Consider the following 17,236-nt stretch of genomic DNA (forward strand, 5'->3'; position numbering starts at 1 on the left):
GATCTGGCCCGCCCCGGTATAGCCAGTACGAATGCCGCAAAAAGAAACCCGCCCGACCGCATAGCGGAAGGGCGGGTTTTTATATTTTCACTGATCAATAGTCAGACGCAGATCGCGGCGGCTCAGCGGCCCTCAAACTTCGCCGGGCGTTTTTCCATGAAGGCGGTGACTCCTTCCATGAAATCGCGGGTTTTGCCGCACTGGCCTTGCAGATGTGCCTCTTCGGACAGCTGCTCCGGCAGGCTGTTGCCATAGCCATCGCGGATGGCCGTCTTGATCGCGCCAAAGGCACGGGTCGGACCGGAGGCCAGATAAGCCGCGCGTGCGCGCCAATGGGCGTCGAACTCGGCGTCGGAAATGGCCTCCCAGATCATGCCCCAATCGCTCGCCTGTTTGGCGGAAATCTTGTCTGCAAACAGCGCGGCCCCCATCGCCTTTGCCATGCCCATCTGACGCGGCATGAACCAGGTCCCCCCGGCGTCCGGCATCAGGCCAATACGGGCAAAGGCCTGCATGAAATAGGCGCTCTCCGTTGCAATCACCACATCTGCGGCCAGCGCCAGATTGGCGCCCGCGCCCGCAGCCGGGCCGTTTACAGCGGCAATGGTCGGCACCGGGCAGTTGTAGATCGCCTCCAGCATCGGGGTGTATTCATCCCGCAGCGTGCGCTCCAGATCCAGCTTGCCCTGGCTTGCCGCATCGGACAGATCCTGACCTGAGCAGAATGACACGCCGGACCCCGTCAGAACCACGGCACGGGCCTCTTTGCCGGCGCGCTGCATCGCATGGGTGATTTCCGCCCGCGTCAGACCGGTCAAGGCGTTCATCTTGGCGGGGCGGTTCAGCGTCACAACGGCCAAGCCGTCTTCCAGCGAGAACAGAATTTCCTGGTAATCCATCAAAGGGCCTCGTGGTTAAAGGTTTTTCGCAGACTTGCCTATGCAAGCCCGCAGGAAAAGGCAAACGCCGCGTAACCCCGGGCTGCAAAACCACCCAGACGGTGCGCCCCTGTCACTGTATGTCGGAGGGGTTGTAGCCCACCCGATCCGAGGCCCGCTACATCGGAATATGCTGACATCTGTGCAGTCAGTCTTTCAGGATGCGATCCAATTGCGCCCGCTCCTGCGCGCTGAGCCCCTCGGCACCGGGATCCTCCGCGCTCGGGGTGCGGCTGCGGGTGCGGATATAGCCCCCAGCCAGTATCAGCGCCAGAACCAGCATCAGCGGGCCAGCCGCGTAAAGCAGCCAGTTGGCACCACTTGCCCGAGGACTGAGCAGCACATATTCGCCATAGCGCTCCACGATGAAATCCATCGCCTCATCATTGCTGTCACCGGCAACCAGACGCTCGCGCACAAGAAGGCGCAGATCACGGGCCAGGTCGGCGTTGCTTTCGTCGATATTCTCATTGCGGCACACCAGACAGCGCAGATCTTTGGACAGATCGCGCGCGCGGCCTTCCAGAACCGGATCATCAAGAATTTCGTCAGGTTCAACCGCCAGCGCCGGGGTCCCGACGACAACCATCGGAGCCAGCAGCGTCAACGACAGCAACAGCCGGGCAAGAAACAAACGTATCATTCCGCAGGCACTCCTTCATGCGGGGTGCGACGTGCCCCAGCTGCAACACGGAACCGCCGATCTGTCAGGCTCAGCAACCCACCTAGCGCCATCAACAGACAACCGCCCCAGATCCAATTGGCCAGCGGTTTGATATAGGTCCGCACCGTCCAGCCGCCATTGGCCTGCTGGTCGCCGATCACTACATAGAGATCCCGCAGGAACCGGTAATCGATCGCCGCCTCGGTGGTGGGCATGCGCGAAACCGGGTAGTCCCGCTTTTCCGGGTTCAACAACGCTACGAAACGCCCGGCCCGTGTCACCTCAATATCCGCCATCGTGCTGAGGTAGTTGGGTCCCTGAACCCGGCGCACATTCTGCAACTCCAGCGTATAGGCGCCGACGTTGAAGGGACGGTTGACCTCGGCGACCCGAATGTCTTCGTCCTGCCAGGCGGTCAGCCCGGCAATGGCAAAGATCGTGACCCCCAGCCCCGCGTGGGCCAGCGCCTTGCCCCAGTCGGCGCGCGGCAGGCGCAGCAGACGCTGCCAGCGACCGGTCGCGCTGCCCCGCAGCCACAGGTCAGCAATAGCCCCGACAACCACCCAGACGCCAATAAACAGCCCAATCGGCCCCAGCCCAGACCGGCCGGTCTGCATCGCCCAGGCCAGCACCCCAAGAGCAACAGCCAAGGCAAAGACAAAGCGCAGCCGCCAGGCCGTGCGTCCCAGAAGGCCGCGTTTCCACGGCAGCATCGCGCCCACCGGCAGGATCGCACCCAGCACCACCATGAAGGGGGTGAAGGCCGCGTTGAAGAACGGCGGACCCACACTCAGCTTGCGGTCAAAGGCCATTTCAGCCACCACCGGCCACAGCGTGCCAAAGAAGACGACAAAGCAGCTCACCGCCAAGAGGATGTTATTGGCCACCAGCGCGGTTTCGCGGCTCACCAGACCAAAGACACCCTTGGCCTGCATCGCCTGTGCGCGCAGCGCAAACAACAGCAGCGCGCCACCGGTGAAAAACGCCAGAATATACAGGATAAACACGCCCCGCTCCGGGTCGTTGGCAAAGGCATGAACCGAGGTCAACAGCCCGGAGCGCACGATAAATGTGCCGATCAGGGAGAAACCAAAGGCAAGGATCGCCAGCAGGATGGTCCAGCTTTTCAACGCTTCGCGTTTTTCCACGACGATGGCGGAATGCAGCAGTGCCGCCGCCAGCAACCACGGCATGAAGGAGGCGTTTTCAACCGGATCCCAGAACCAGAACCCGCCCCAGCCTAGCTCGTAATAGGCCCACCACGACCCCAGCGCGATACCAATGGTGAGGAAGATCCAGGCCGCCAATGTCCAGGGCCGCACCCAGCGCCCCCAGGCAGCATCCACACGGCCCTCAATCAGCGCAGCAACAGCAAAGGAAAACGCCATGCTGAGGCCGACATAGCCGAGGTAGAGAAATGGCGGATGAAACGCGAGGCCCGGATCCTGCAACAGTGGGTTCAGCCCCTGCCCGTCAAACGGCGGCACCGCAAGGCGCAGAAACGGGTTGGAGGTAAACAGGATGAAGGCAAAGAACGCGACCCCGATAGAGGCCTGCACTGCCAGCACCCGTGCCTTTAGCGTCGGCGGCAAGCCGTTGCCAAACACCGATGCAACCGCCCCGAACAGGCTGACAATCAGCACCCAGAGCAGCATCGAGCCTTCGTGATTGCCCCAGGTGCCTGAGATTTTGTAAAGCATCGGCTTGGCGGAATGACTGTTCAGCGCCACCAGCCGCAGCGAGAAGTCGGAGGTGATGAACGCCCACATCAACGCCATGAAGGCGAAGCCGGTAAAGAAGAACTGCGCCTGTGCCGCAGGTTCCGCAACTGACATCCAGCCGGGCCAGCGGAAATGCGCGCCGACCAGCGGCACCACCATCTGCACGATGGCAATCACAAATGCGAGGATGAGGGCGAAGTGACCGAGTTCTGTAATCATAGCCTATCTATAGGCCGATCCGACAAGGCCGCCAATCGCAATCGGCGCGTCTTCACGCCGCAGTGTCCCCGCCCACGCGCGCCTGAAAGCGGCCGGTGCAAGCCGTTCACTTGCCCGCCCCGGATCGTTTAAGCCATTCTTCCAGTGCTGGATTTTCCTTTTTGTTATCGATGGTTACACCCTGATCATGATCTCTTTCGGAAGGGGTAGCCATCACAGGCGCATCAGGTCCAGACGCGCGCAAGTCATTGATCCGGGAGACATTCGCTGCCACAGCGGGGGCCTGGGCCAGGCTGGCGGCAATCTCGCGTTGGAACCCCTGACTTTTCAACTGCTGACGCGCGCCAAAGTAAAACGAGACAATGACCCCCAGCAACCACCACAACGGCTCTGGCACCAGCGCCAACCCCTGCATCCGGGCGGCGAACCACAAGGGATCCACCATCGCCGAGCCCAGAAGCGCCAGCGTTGACAGCGCCAGCAAGGGCCGTGGCAGGCGGTTCACCCCATCCATCCAGCGATCAAACCGGCTGACGGGGCCGAGCCCTGTCTGACTACGGGCGAATTCTGCTGTAAACTGCGCCAACGCGTCCGCCCGGCTGGTGTGATCCCGTATCGCGCCGGCTTCCGCGTTTTCGCGAAATACCTCCAGTGTTTCGGCAACCACATTGCGCTCCCGCCCGAACAGCCCGCGCAGCACATCTGCGATCAACCCCATGCCGCCACCCGCGCCTGAAACTCGGCCTCACTCAGATGGTACTGCGGCGAGACGAAGCTCTCGGCCCGCAGGATCCAGCCCCCCTTGCCGCCTTTGCGGGTGCGGGCGTATTTGCGGCTGGCGGGACGGCGATCTGCGATGCGAAAGTAATAGTTGCGCCGGGCCACGCCATAGGCATCGCGCAGCGCAACCCGCCCAATCTTGGCCGCCTTACGGGCCGCGCCCGCGGTTTGCGGACCGATCCGACCATCTACAGCAACCTGATATCCCATCTGCACCAACAGCCGTTGCAGGATCCGCACCGCATTGGCGCCGGCGTTGACATACATATCGAAGACCGACGGGTGCAGGACCTCTGGCAATGCGGCGATCCGGGGGGTGTTGAAGTAGTGCCGGATATAGAGCTCAGCCGCGTGTTCCACGCTGACCGCCGCCACATCTGCCCTGTCGATGCGTCCGTCACCGGTCAGGTCCATATCAAACCGTTGCAAGGTGCCAAGCGTCACCCCGTGGTTCGTCGCCCCGCCCGGATCATCCGGGTCATCAACATAGCCACCTTCGCGGGCGACGATTTCGTGAGCAATGGCTTTAATGTCTTGCATGTGCCTGTCCCTTTGGTTGGTTCGGGACATCAGCATGACAACAAAGAATGAGCGCACCCGGACCTGAGCGCGCGCTGAGGGCGCAACACCCCTCAGGGTGCGCCCTGTTACAGGGGCGAAATTTAGGTATCGGGTTCCTGATAAACGCCCTGCTCTTTCAGCGCGTCCATAACCTCTTTCGGCATATAGGTTTCATCATGTTTGGCAAGAATTTCAGAGGCTTCAAAGGTACCGTTAATGTATCGACCGGTCCCGACCATACCCTGGTTTTCAGAAAAGAGATCGGGCAGAACCCCAGTGTAAGCCACCGGGACCGACGCCCCGCCATCTGTCACAACAAAGCGGACGGTTTCCCCCTGTCCGCGCATGATGCTGCCTTCCTCCACCAGACCGCCGATGCGAAACACCTCACTGGCCGCTGGCGGCTGTTCCATCACCTGGCTGGGCGAGCGGAAGAAGTTGATGCCGTCCCGCATGGCATAGCCGATCAGCGCCGTGGCCACCACCAATGCCACAGTGGTGAGTGCGATGATCTGGATACGGCGCTGTTTCTTCAGTGACTTCATCGGGGCCTCTTCGGTGTGGGTCCGGCTGGGAGTGGGTCCGGCGCGTGTTGCGCCAGACCAAAGCCGATCAGGGGAACAGCGGGGCCATCATCAGCCCCGTAGTCTCTTCCTCACCTAACATCAGGTTGGCGTTCTGCAAGGCCTGACCGCTGCTACCTTTTGTCAGGTTATCCAATGCGGCGATGACGATGGCACGGCCTTCAATCCGGTCCGCCGCTACCCCGATGTGGCAGAAGTTCGAGCCACGGATATGCCGGGTTGAGGGCGCCTCGCCAAACGGCAGCAGCTCGATAAACGGCTCATCCGCATAGGCCGTCGCAAGGGTCTGATGGATCGTTTGCGCATCGCCTTTCACATAGACGGTGGCAAGAATCCCGCGATTGGCAGGCACCAGATGCGGGGTAAACTGTACCTTGACCGGGCGACCGGCAATCTTGCTGAATTCCTGATCAAACTCGCCCAGATGCCGATGGGTGCCGCCAACGGCATAGCCGTGATAGCCCTCGCTCAGCTCAGCGTGCAGCAGGTTTTCCTTGAGACTGCGACCCGCGCCGGAGACCGCGCATTTCAGATCCAGAATAATGTCATCAAGATCAATCACCCCGGATGCGATCAGCGGACGCAGGGCAAACTGGCCCGTGGCGGCGTTGCAGCCAGTGCCCGCCACCAGACGCGCGGATTTGATTTCCTCGCGGTAAAACTCGCTAAGGCCATAGACCGCCTCTTTCTGCTGGGCCAGGGCCGCGTGTGGGTTGCCATACCATTTTTCATACTCATCCGGATCACGCAGCCGGAAGTCCGCAGACAGGTCGACGATCTTCAAATCCTGCGGCAACGCCGCGATAACCTCCTGGCTGGTCTTATGCGGCAGGGCACAGAAACACAGGTCGATACCGGTGAAATCAATCTCACCAATCTTGCACAGCACCGGCAGCTCCAGATGGCGCAGATGCGGGAACACCTGGGCCATGGTCATACCGGCCTTACGTTCTGCGGACAGTGCCGCGATCTCAATCGTGGGGTGCTGGGAAATCAACCGCACCAGTTCAGCGCCGGTGTAACCGGAGGCGCCAAGAATAGCTACTTTATGGGTCATCAGGGACCTCTTTCGTGACTGGGGTAGAACCGAGACACCGCATCAGGGACGCGGCAGCAATAGCTGATAACGGCACTGGAGGAATTGTCGCAGATCAAACTTCACGCGTGAAGCTGCTGCACCAATATCGGTCAGGCCGCCTGAAAGATCATCTCTCGTCGCAAGAACTGCGTGGCGCGGTCGCTGACACGGGCCGGTACGCCGGTGGTGTAGAACCCACCCTGCCCCTGACCCATCATCTGCGGGTGACGCTCAAGGTAATCGGCCAGACTATCGGCAACCAATCTGCCCTGACTAAACACCTGCACATCAGCGCCCAGTGCGGCCTGAAAGATCTCTTCCATCAGCGGATAATGGGTACAGCCAAGGATCGCGGCCTGCGGCTCTGGCATCTTGCGCTTCAGCGCATCTACATGGCTGCGCACCAGCGCCTCGGCGAGGATCATGTCCCCGTCTTCGATGGCGTCTACCACACCGCCACAGGCCTGCGCCTCGACGTCTACACCAATGGCGCGGAACGCCAGTTCGCGTTGGAATGCCCGGCTGGAGACGGTGGCGGGTGTCGCGAACAGGGCCACATGTTTGACAGCCACCTCGCGCGGCGGGGAATTGTCGCCCCATTGGCGTTCGGTCAGCGCCTCAATCAGCGGGACAAAGACACCCAGCACCCGCTTACCCTCGGGCAGACCGTCCTCTTGCATGCGGCGCAGTGCGGCAGCAGAAGCGGTATTGCAGGCCAGGACCACAAGATTGCAGCCCTTGGACCACATGTCCTCAACCGCCGCCTTGGTCAGTTGATAAATATCTTCGGCATCGCGCACGCCATAGGGTGCATGCGCGTTATCTCCGTAGTAGAGGAAGTCCACATCCGGGAGCCGCTCTTGCACGGCATTCAGCACGGTCAGCCCGCCAAGGCCGGAATCAAAGATACCTACAGCCATCTGTCTCTCTCGCTGTGCGCTCAGGCGCGGTGTTTCTCCTCGAACTCATACCCGTAGTCATAGGATTTGAGTGGCGTCGGAGACAGCTCATACGTGGCTTTGCGCAGGAAATCCATCATTGCTTTTGCGTCACCTGCCAGCGGGTCCAGCACATCCCGCAGGATCGGCGCACCGATAGAGACGCGCACCGGCGTATCAACGCGTTTGCGAAACTCTTTGATTAACAGACCCATACGCAATGTCGGGTGCAAATGACTGGCCATCTGGAACAGCCGGGAGGTATGCCCGTCAAAGTAGATCGGCACCACAACCGCACGGGATTTGGCAATCATCCGCGCTGTAAAGCCGCGCCACATCGGGTCCATCGGCGGCATCCTTGGCCGCAGAAAGGGCCGCGCGGCGGTGGACACGGTGCCCCCCGGAAAGATGCCAATTGCACCGCCCTGCCCCAGATACTCCAACGCGGTCTTGCGCGTCTCAAGATTGGTTTTCAGCGCCGCTTTGGTTTCGGCAAAATCAATCGGCAGGATGACGCGGGACAGATCATCAGCCTTGCGAAACACCTGATGGGCCAGAATACGGAAATCACCGCGCGCCTCTGACAGGATATGCCCCAGCATCAACCCGTCGAGAATGCCGTAAGGGTGATTGGCGATCACCACCACAGGCTGATCTTGGGGTATATTGGCAAGCGCGCCGCCCACCACCTCCAGCTGAAGACCATAGCGGTCGCGCATCACGCTCCAGAAGCTTTGCCCGGCGGCGACATCGGCCTCATACCCTTCGGCGCGTTTGATCAGCTGCAAACGCCCGGTTGCGTTCTCCATCACCCGGATCATTGCGCGTCCGGGCCGGGTCTGGGCGGAATGCGCATAAGAGAGATCACGCGCGCTGCGCATTGCCTCACGTCGTGATCCGTATTCCCTAGGAGAACTGTTCATGTTGCCGGGCGTGCTGCGGGTGGGAAACATGGGATGGGCCTCGTGATCTCAGTCGCGGTCTGACGTAGGGGCAGCCTCGCTGCCTCCTCCGGCTATAGAGCCGGTATCCTAGTTTGCACAACCGAGGTAACAGCCACACGACAGCCCACCCGCCATCCTGTGTCTTTTGGGTCCTACGCGATGGACCAGACAGAAAAACGCCCCGGTAAACCGGATCGTTCTTTGGTGTGTTACCAACTGCGCCCTAGGGCAATGCAGTCGATTACTCTGCAGCGGTCTTCAACTCGGTGCCGCCATGACGCAATGCGGCCAGCAGCTCCTCGCGGCGTTTGGCGGCCTTTGCCTCATTGGCCTGTTTCACCGGACCAAAGCCCCGGATCTCCAACGGCAATTCCGCCAGCGCAATCAGCGGCGCCATGATCTCAGGCGATGCCTTGGGCAGCCATGCCTTCATGTCGGCCTCGTATTGGCTGATCAACGCCCGCTCCATCTTGCGCTCGGCGGTATAGCCGAACACATCCAACGGCGTGCCGCGCAGGCCTTTGAACTTCGCCAACAGACGCAATCCGCGCTCCAGACCGGGGCCGAATTTGCGCTTCTTTGGTCGCCCGTCAGGATCCTTACCGGTCAGCATTGGTGGGGCGAGATTATAAGAGATCTTCAGATCACCCTCGAACTCTGCCTCGGCCTTCTCCCGGCTGGACAGCAACAGGCGCGCGACCTCGTATTCATCCTTATAGGCCAGCAGCTTGTGATAGCCCTTGGCCACCGCTTCCTTCAGTGCCTTGTCAGAAATGCCGTCCAGCATCTTGCCATAGCGTTTGGCCAGACGCGGGCCTTGGTAGTCCACCAGCTGCGCACTGCGGAAGGCAATCTGCTCCTCCAGCGATTTTGGCAGCTCCACCACATTGGGCGCGATCAGTTTCTGCACCTCCTGCGGATATAGCACCGCCCAGCGACCAATATCAAAGGCGCGCAAATTGCGTTCAACAGCAGCTCCATTGAGCGTGATCGCCTCCTGAATGGCCTCCAGGCTGATCGGCAACAAACCACGCTGCCAGGCTGCGCCAAAGATCATCATGTTGGAAAAGATCGAGTCGCCCATGCTGGCGCGCGCCAGATCGGAGGCATCAAACAGATCCAGACGGTCCCGCAGCCGGGCCTCCAGTGCGACCTGAAGGCGGTCAGTAGGCAGTTGGAAATTCGTATCGCGGGTGAAATCACCAGTGATGATTTCATGGCTGTTCACCACCGCACCGGTCTTGCCAGTTTTCATCAACCCAATGGTTTTCGCCCCGGCCGAGACCACCAGATCGCCGCCAATCAGCGCATGCGCTTCGCCAGTGGCGACACGGATGGCACTGATGTCTTCGGGCTTGTTGGCGATCCGGCAGTGGATATGCACGGCGCCGCCCTTTTGGGCGAGACCGGCCATTTCCATCATGCCGGCACCCTTGCCGTCAATCTGTGCAGCCTGTGCCAGCACCGCGCCGATGGTGACAACGCCGGTGCCACCAACGCCGGTGATCACCACATTATGAGTGCCGTTGATGCTTGGCAGCTCTGGCTTGGGCAGGTCCGGCAGATCCAGTGCGGCGGTCGGCTCCTTGCGGATCTTGGCACCTTCGATGGTCAGGAAGGACGGGCAGAATCCTTTGACACAGCTGAAATCCTTATTGCAGGACGATTGATCAATGGCGCGTTTACGGCCCAGCTCGGTTTCCTTCGGCACGATGGAGACACAGTTGGACTGTACGCCGCAATCGCCGCAGCCTTCGCAGACATCGGAGTTGATGAACACACGCTGGTCGGGATCCGGAAACAGGCCCTTCTTGCGGCGGCGGCGTTTTTCGGCGGCGCAGGTCTGGATATAGATGATGGCAGAGACGCCTTCGACCGTTTCCATTTCTTTTTGCACCGCCATCAGCTCGGCCCGCTCATGCATCCGCATTCCAGCCGGGAACAGCTTCGCGTCAACGTCTTCTTTCTCATCATAAACCACGGCGATGGTCTTCATGCCCATCGCGGTCAGCTCATGCGCGATCTGATGCGCGGTCAGACCACCTTCGGCCTCTTGTCCGCCGGTCATGGCGACGGCGTCATTATAGAGGATCTTGAAGGTGATATTCGTGCCTTCAGCCAGCGCCGCACGGATCGCCTGCACGCCGGAGTGGTTGTAGGTGCCGTCGCCGAGGTTCTGGAACACGTGTTTGCGGTTGGAAAACGGCGCCTCACCGACCCAGTTCACACCTTCGCCGCCCATATGGGTAAAGCCGGTGGTTTCGCGGTCCATCCACTGCACCATGAAGTGACAGCCGATGCCCGCATAGGCGCGGCTGCCGTCGGGCAGCTTGGTCGAGGAGTTATGCGGACAGCCCGAACAGAAATACGGCAGACGGGCGGCGATCTCTTCGGCGTTGTCGGCGCGTTTGGCATCATCCAGCGCGGTCAGCCCGGCGCGGATCGCCTCCGTTTCGCGCCCCTCTTCGATCAGGATCTGACCAAGTTTTTCGGCGATCATGATCGGGTCTAGCGCGTATTTGGTCGGGAACAGCTCTTCGCGGTGCATCGCACCCGCGCCGCCCTTGTACCAGCCGTAGACGCGGCGGCCCTGACGGTCGTCAAAAATAGCTTCCTTGATCTGGATCTCGATCAGCTTTCGCTTTTCTTCGACCACCACGATCAGATCCAGCCCTTCGGCCCAGTCGTTGAAGCCCTTCATGTCCAACGGCCAGGTCTGACCGACCTTATAGGTGGTGATGCCCAAACGTTCGGCCATGGTCTCGTCGATATTCAGCAGCGACATGGCATGGACCAGATCCAGCCAGTTCTTGCCCGCCGCAACAAAACCGATCTTGGCACCGGGTTTGCCCCACATGCGCTTGTCCATCTTGTTAGCGTGGCTGAACGCCTCCGCTGCAAAGCGCTTGTAGTCGATGATCCGGTTTTCCTGGCGGAACCGGTCATCATCCAGACGAATGTTCAGCCCGTCGGCAGGCATGTCGAACTCCGGCGTGACCAACTTCATCCGGTCGGGGTCACCATCGACGACGGATGTGACCTCAATCGTGTCTTTCATCGTCTTCAGCCCGACCCACAGACCGGAAAACCGGCTCAGTGCCAGACCATAAGCGCCGTAATCCAGGATTTCCTGCACGCCAGCCGGGCTGACGATGGGCAGGTAACAATCCATCAGCGACCATTCCGACTGGTGCAGCACGGTGGAGCTTTCGCCGGTGTGATCATCCCCCATCGCAACCAGAACGCCGCCGTGTTTGGACGAGCCGGCCATATTGGCGTGACGGATCGCATCGCCTGAGCGGTCCACACCCGGTCCCTTGCCGTACCAGAGCCCAAAGACACCGTCGTATTTGCCCTCGCCGCGCACCTCAGCTTGCTGCGCGCCCCATAGGGCGGTCACGGCGAGGTCTTCGTTCAGACCAAACTGAAAGGTAACATCGCTGGCGGTCAGATGTTTTTCCGCCCGCTTCATCTGCATATCAACCGCGCCAAGGGGCGAACCGCGATAGCCCGTGACCAGACCAGCGGTGTTAAGGCCTGCAGCCTTATCGCGATGTTTCTGCATCAGCATCAGACGCACCAGCGCCTGCGTGCCGTTCAGCATTACCTGAGATTTTGTCAGATCAAATTTGTCGTTCAGAGAAATTTTCTGCGTGCTCATCCTGGGCCTCCCCAACCTCGATTAGCTTGCACTTCTTGGCACCATATTAGGTCATAAATACTGACCTGTATACTGTTTTTTGCCGGAATATGTTTCTGACCGCCCTATCAAATTGAAAGTTTCGATACATTTCATATAGGCTGCAACAGAGGCATCGAAAGTGACGGGTATGGATTGGGATAAGCTTAGAATATTTCACGCGGTGGCGGACGCAGGCAGTCTGACCCACGCAGGCGACAAGCTGAACTTGTCGCAATCGGCGGTCAGCCGACAGATTCGCGCATTGGAAGAGAGCCTGAGTTCGACACTGTTTCACCGCCACGCGCGGGGGTTGATTCTGACCGAACAGGGCGAGCTGCTGTTTGACGCCACCAAATCGATGTCAAAACGGCTGGAGGCCGCCTCCGCCCGCATCCGCGACAGCGAAGAAGAAGTGTTCGGAGAGCTGCGCGTCACCACCACCTTTGGCTTTGGCACCCTGTGGCTGGCGCCGCGCCTGACCAAGCTTTATGAGCAATACCCCGATCTCAAGATTGATCTGATGCTGGAAGAGCGCGTGCTGGACCTGCCCATGCGCGAGGCGGATGTGGCCATCCGTATGAAGGAACCCAGTCAGGCGGATCTGATCCGCAAGCGTCTGATGACCGTGCAGATGAAACTCTATGCCTCACGCGCCTACGTCGAACGCAACGGCACACCGGAACAGGCGGAGGATATCGTCGATCACCGGCTGATCTGCCAGAACCCCCGCTCCGCTCAGGTCGGCTCGGCCGCCGTCCTGGTGCAGAAACTCATGACCCATAACCCGTCCTCCCTGCTGACAGTGAACAATTACTTTGGTGTGCTACAGGGCGTGATCCATGATCTGGGTATCGGGGTGCTGCCGGATTACGTGACCGAGGACTTCCCTGATCTGGTGCCAGTCCTGCAGGAAGAGGACACCAGCGATGTGCCGGTCTATCTCGCCTACCCGGAAGAATTGCGCCACTCCCGGCGGATTTCCGCATTCCGCGATTTCGTCCAGAATGAGATTATTGCACATCGCAAGCACATGAAAGAACTGGGCAAAATATGACATTCAGCGAGCCATGCAAAAAATGCATGGCGGCCTTGCCATTTTCCAGGTCTGATTGCCCTTGATCGGGGCGCATTGCACCCCTAAATCAACTCTCGAAGGCAGCGACACTGTCGTCCTTCATACCTCCCTGTTGGACTTCGGCCGAGCTTAGTGCTCGGCCTTTTTTTTGGCCGATACCCGCTCCATGCCTCTGGCAGGTCTGGCGATATCGGCACCTGCAAGGTCACAGCCATCCTTGCCACCGTCAACCAGCAGATCCCGCGCTGACCAGCCTTCGTATGCGATCCGAACGCAACTGCTGCAAATTTCAGCGCTATTGCCGGATTTATCACCCTTCCGCATGCAGATATCGCTTGCACCGACCGGAAAATCACGCCCCTGCGATTTTCACCGCACATGATTTCCCAAATTATTCCGATCCGAGTTAACTCATCCCTATCAATGGGTTGAACAATAATAATTCGGTTGATCACCGCATAAAAACCGATCCTATTTGAAAAAAGTCAGGAACCTTCGACGGAGCCGTCCCGTTGAGTAGCCAGATCGTAAGCAAACGACATAACTGACTTGAAGGAGAGCAAATATGCTTCGCATGACCTCTATCGCCGCCCTGATCGCAATGACCGGCGCCGCAAGCGCTGAAGTGCTAACCGAAAACGCCACCCCGAATGACGCGGGCGAGACGTTCCTTGAGGAAAATATCGAATTCATGGGTGCCCCGGTGGTTGACGTTAACGGCGTGTTCCTGGGCAAGGTTGTCGAGGTCGGCACCGAGCCGGGTCCAGATCGCAAGATCCTGGTGGAATTCCGCGACAGCTTCTCCGACAAGCTGAGCGGCCTGCGCTTCAACCTTGATGGCATGTGGGAAACCGACGGCGTGTTGCGCATGGGTCAAACCACTGGCGAGCTGCGCACCATGCTGGAGACCTACGCCAGCGAAAACCCGGACAAGCTCACCGACGGATCCGTCCTGAACTAAACGATATCGCCGACAGCTATCGCCTCCGCTCCTCGCGGGGCCGGGGATCACATATGGGTCAGAGCCGTATCGGCTCTGGCCCTTCTCCTTGTCTGCCACCCACATTTATACAGCGCACTGCGGCACCAGCTGTCACCTTGCGCTTTTTCCTTCCCCCTTGGCCCTCCTTGCCCTAAAAGGCGCGCAATCGCAGCCATTGGGGACGTTACACGGATGCAAGAACCCGCCATCACGCCTGAACTGATTGCCAACCACGGGTTGAAGCCCGAGGAATACGATCTGATCCTCGAAATCATCGGGCGGGAGCCAACATTCACGGAGCTGGGCATTTTCTCAGCCATGTGGAATGAGCACTGTTCTTACAAATCCTCCAAAAAATGGCTCCGCACCCTGCCGACCGAAGGCCCGCAGGTAATCTGTGGCCCCGGCGAAAACGCAGGGATCGTGGATATCGGCGACGGCGATGCCGTTGTTTTCAAGATGGAAAGCCACAACCACCCCTCCTACATCGAGCCTTATCAAGGCGCAGCAACCGGGGTTGGCGGCATCTTGCGCGACGTCTTCACCATGGGCGCGCGGCCCATCGCATCGATGAATGCGCTGTCCTTTGGCGAGCCGTCCCACCACAAGACCCGCCAGCTGGTCAATGGCGTGGTTGAGGGCATTGGCGGCTACGGCAACTGCTTTGGCGTGCCATGCGTCGGCGGCGAAGTGCGATTCCACCCTGCTTACAATGGCAACTGCCTGGTCAACGCCTTTGCCGCCGGTCTGGCCAAAACAGACAGCATTTTCTACTCCGCCGCCTCGGGTGTTGGCATGCCAGTGGTGTATCTCGGTGCGAAAACCGGACGCGACGGGGTTGGCGGTGCTACCATGGCCTCTGCCGAATTCGATGACACCATCGAGGAAAAACGCCCCACCGTTCAGGTTGGCGACCCCTTCACCGAAAAACGCCTGATGGAAGCCACGCTGGAGCTGATGCAGACCGGCGCTGTGATCTCGATTCAGGACATGGGGGCCGCGGGCCTTACCTGTTCTGCAGTCGAGATGGGCGACAAAGGCAAGCTGGGCGTTAAGCTGAACCTCGAAGACGTGCCGCAGCGCGAAGAGAATATGACAGCCTATGAAATGATGCTGTCGGAATCTCAGGAACGCATGCTGATGGTGCTGAAGCCTGAACTGGAAGCCGAAGCGCGCGCCGTATTCGAGAAATGGGACCTGGACTTTGCCATCGTCGGCGAGACCATTGCCGAAGACCGTTTCCTGATCCTGCACAACGGTGACGTGAAGGCGGATCTGGTACTGTCCAAACTGGCCTCTACCGCGCCGGAATACGACCGTCCCTGGGTTCCGACACCGGCAGCTGAGCCGCTCACGGACGCCGATGTGCCCACAATCGACCCCATTGATGGTCTCAAGGCGCTGATCTCCAGCCCCAACTACGCCGGCAAACAGTGGGTTTATGAGCAATACGACACCACCGTGATGGGCGACACCGCCCGCCGCCCCGGCGCAGGCTCTGGTATCGTGCGTGTGCATGGCACCGACAAACAGCTGGCCTTCACCTCCGACGTGACCCCGCGCTATGTCATGGCAAACCCTTATGAGGGCGGCAAACAGGCGGTGGCCGAGGCCTATCGCAACCTGACAGCTGTTGGCGCCAAACCTTTGGCAACAACGGACAATCTGAACTTCGGCAACCCTGAAAAGCCCGAAATCATGGGCCAGTTTGTCGGCGCCATCAAAGGTATCGGCGAGGCGGTGGCCGCTCTGGATATGCCGATCGTCTCCGGTAACGTCTCACTTTATAATGAAACCGATGGTCAGGGCATCCTGCCCACGCCCACCATTGGCGCGGTTGGCCTGATCGCAGCGGGCGAGGAAGCCATCACCGGCGAAGTGCGCGACGGCCATATCGCCCTTCTGATCGGTGACACCATCGGCCATCTTGGTCAATCAGCCCTGCTGGCGGAGGTCTTCAACCGCGAGGACGGCGACGCCCCGGCGGTGGATCTGGAGGCCGAGAAGCGCAACGGTGAATTCATCCGCGCCAACCGTGAGCTGATCAAAGCCTGTACCGACCTCGGTGACGGCGGTCTGGCAATGGCAGCCTTTGAACTGGCCGAAGGTGCCGGCGTTGGCGTCCAGATCGACGCAGGCGACACCCCGACTGTATTTGGCGAGGATCAGGCGCGCTACCTCGTGGCCTGCAACTTCGATCAGGCCGAGGCCCTGATGATGGCTGCAGGTCAGGCCGGTGTCACGGTCACCAGCGTCGGAAAATTCGGCGGCGAGATGGTGAAAATCGGCGGCTCCGAAGCGCCACTGGCCGAACTGGCAGACATCTTCCGCAGCAGCTTCGCTGCCGCTGTGGCCTAAGGACAGTCAGCGTTGGGGCTGCGTCCTCAACGACAGGATACCGGGTGGGATGGCGGCGTCATCCCACCCTTTTTTTGACCTCTCTCAGGTGACCGCATGCCCCTGCCCGGCAAGTCAGCACAGATCGACCTCCCCGAACTGACAGCAGATTGCAGCCGCTGCGCCGCGCTCTGCTGTGTGGCCTACCCGTTTCAGGCGGATGAGGATTTCGCGATCCTGAAGGAGACGGACCACCCGTGCCCCAACCTCTCGCAATCCTGTTTCAGCTGCACCATCCACGCCAATCTGAATACCCGGGGTTTTGGCGGCTGTATCGCCTATTCCTGCGCCGGCGCCGGGCAGCGGGTGACAGAGGTGCTGTTTCAGGGCGAGACATGGCGCGACGACCCTGACCTTCTGCCCCATATGACCTACGCCCTGCGTGTCCTGCGCCCCATCCATGAGGCGCTGCTGATCCTGCAGGAGGCCGCCGCCCTGACACTGCCGGACGAGCTGCGGGCACAACTGGCCCGCCTGAGTGAGACCCTTGCCGTGCGCGATGGCACCTCGATCTGGGATTTTGAGGAACCGGAGGTTCAGGACGCTCTGGCGCAGGTTCCTGAGTTCGTGCCGCGCCTTGCCCCCTATGTGGTGCCACGCGGCTAATCCGCCTTGCAGAGGTCCCTGCAGCACCCTACATTTTCAATAAGCTAGAAATAAGGACATCCCCCCA

Annotated in this window: 14 protein-coding genes; 4 read left to right on the forward strand and 10 right to left on the reverse strand. The window is 60.0% G+C overall.

Going from position 1 to position 17,236, the window contains the following annotated elements; translation table 11 throughout:
• Nucleotides 1–122: 122 nt before the first annotated feature.
• The 10 genes from J4721_RS06060 to J4721_RS06105 form a co-directional block, all read right to left on the reverse strand.
• Nucleotides 123–899 (reverse strand): enoyl-CoA hydratase-related protein, encoded by a 777-nt coding sequence (locus J4721_RS06060; protein ID WP_211002485.1) that lies wholly within the window; start codon nt 897–899, stop codon nt 123–125.
• 187 nt (nt 900–1,086) lie between these two features.
• A complete protein-coding gene (locus J4721_RS06065) occupies nt 1,087–1,581 on the reverse strand; it encodes a cytochrome c-type biogenesis protein (RefSeq protein ID WP_211002484.1) in 495 nt (164 codons plus the stop codon).
• Complete coding sequence (locus tag J4721_RS06070; protein ID WP_211002483.1) at nt 1,578–3,542, reverse strand: heme lyase CcmF/NrfE family subunit; 1,965 nt, start codon at nt 3,540–3,542, stop codon at nt 1,578–1,580. The genes J4721_RS06065 and J4721_RS06070 overlap by 4 nt, the downstream gene beginning before the upstream one ends.
• A 106-nt stretch (nt 3,543–3,648) precedes the next feature.
• Nucleotides 3,649–4,260 carry a holin family protein gene (locus J4721_RS06075; RefSeq protein ID WP_211002482.1) on the reverse strand — a complete coding sequence of 204 codons (612 nt, stop codon included), beginning with the start codon at nt 4,258–4,260 and terminating at the stop codon, nt 3,649–3,651.
• Entirely contained in the window at nt 4,251–4,862 is a 612-nt protein-coding gene (locus tag J4721_RS06080) for a holin-associated N-acetylmuramidase (protein ID WP_102876704.1), read from the reverse strand. The genes J4721_RS06075 and J4721_RS06080 overlap by 10 nt, the downstream gene beginning before the upstream one ends.
• 122 nt (nt 4,863–4,984) lie before the next feature.
• Nucleotides 4,985–5,428 (reverse strand): cytochrome c maturation protein CcmE, encoded by a 444-nt coding sequence (gene ccmE, locus J4721_RS06085; RefSeq protein WP_211002481.1) that lies wholly within the window; start codon nt 5,426–5,428, stop codon nt 4,985–4,987.
• 67 nt (nt 5,429–5,495) lie between these two features.
• Entirely contained in the window at nt 5,496–6,524 is a 1,029-nt protein-coding gene (gene argC / locus J4721_RS06090) for an N-acetyl-gamma-glutamyl-phosphate reductase (protein WP_061049474.1), read from the reverse strand.
• A gap of 131 nt (nt 6,525–6,655) precedes the next feature.
• Nucleotides 6,656–7,465, reverse strand: a complete 810-nt coding sequence (locus J4721_RS06095) for a glutamate racemase (RefSeq protein ID WP_014874806.1) — start codon at nt 7,463–7,465, stop codon at nt 6,656–6,658.
• Between the two features lie 20 nt (nt 7,466–7,485).
• Entirely contained in the window at nt 7,486–8,406 is a 921-nt protein-coding gene (locus J4721_RS06100) for a lysophospholipid acyltransferase family protein (RefSeq protein WP_102884326.1), read from the reverse strand.
• A gap of 262 nt (nt 8,407–8,668) precedes the next feature.
• The gene (locus tag J4721_RS06105) at nt 8,669–12,088 is read right to left on the reverse strand and encodes an indolepyruvate ferredoxin oxidoreductase family protein (RefSeq protein WP_027247230.1); all 3,420 of its coding nucleotides are present in this window, start codon (nt 12,086–12,088) and stop codon (nt 8,669–8,671) included.
• A gap of 169 nt (nt 12,089–12,257) precedes the next feature.
• Here J4721_RS06105 and J4721_RS06110 point away from each other — a divergent pair, with 169 nt between their 5' ends.
• From J4721_RS06110 to J4721_RS06125, 4 genes are all read left to right on the forward strand, one after another.
• Complete coding sequence (locus J4721_RS06110; protein WP_014874809.1) at nt 12,258–13,163, forward strand: LysR family transcriptional regulator; 906 nt, start codon at nt 12,258–12,260, stop codon at nt 13,161–13,163.
• A gap of 586 nt (nt 13,164–13,749) precedes the next feature.
• Complete coding sequence (locus tag J4721_RS06115) at nt 13,750–14,145, forward strand: hypothetical protein (protein WP_027247228.1); 396 nt, start codon at nt 13,750–13,752, stop codon at nt 14,143–14,145.
• Nucleotides 14,146–14,358: 213 nt separating this feature from the next.
• Entirely contained in the window at nt 14,359–16,524 is a 2,166-nt protein-coding gene (purL, locus tag J4721_RS06120; protein ID WP_211002480.1) for a phosphoribosylformylglycinamidine synthase subunit PurL, read from the forward strand.
• Between the two features lie 96 nt (nt 16,525–16,620).
• On the forward strand, nt 16,621–17,169 hold the full coding sequence (locus J4721_RS06125) for a hypothetical protein (RefSeq protein WP_014874812.1): 549 nt from the start codon (nt 16,621–16,623) through the stop codon (nt 17,167–17,169).
• Nucleotides 17,170–17,236 lie beyond the last annotated feature (67 nt).

Source organism: Phaeobacter sp. HS011 (assembly GCF_018101215.1).
GTDB classification, from domain to species: Bacteria; Pseudomonadota; Alphaproteobacteria; order Rhodobacterales; family Rhodobacteraceae; genus Phaeobacter; species Phaeobacter inhibens.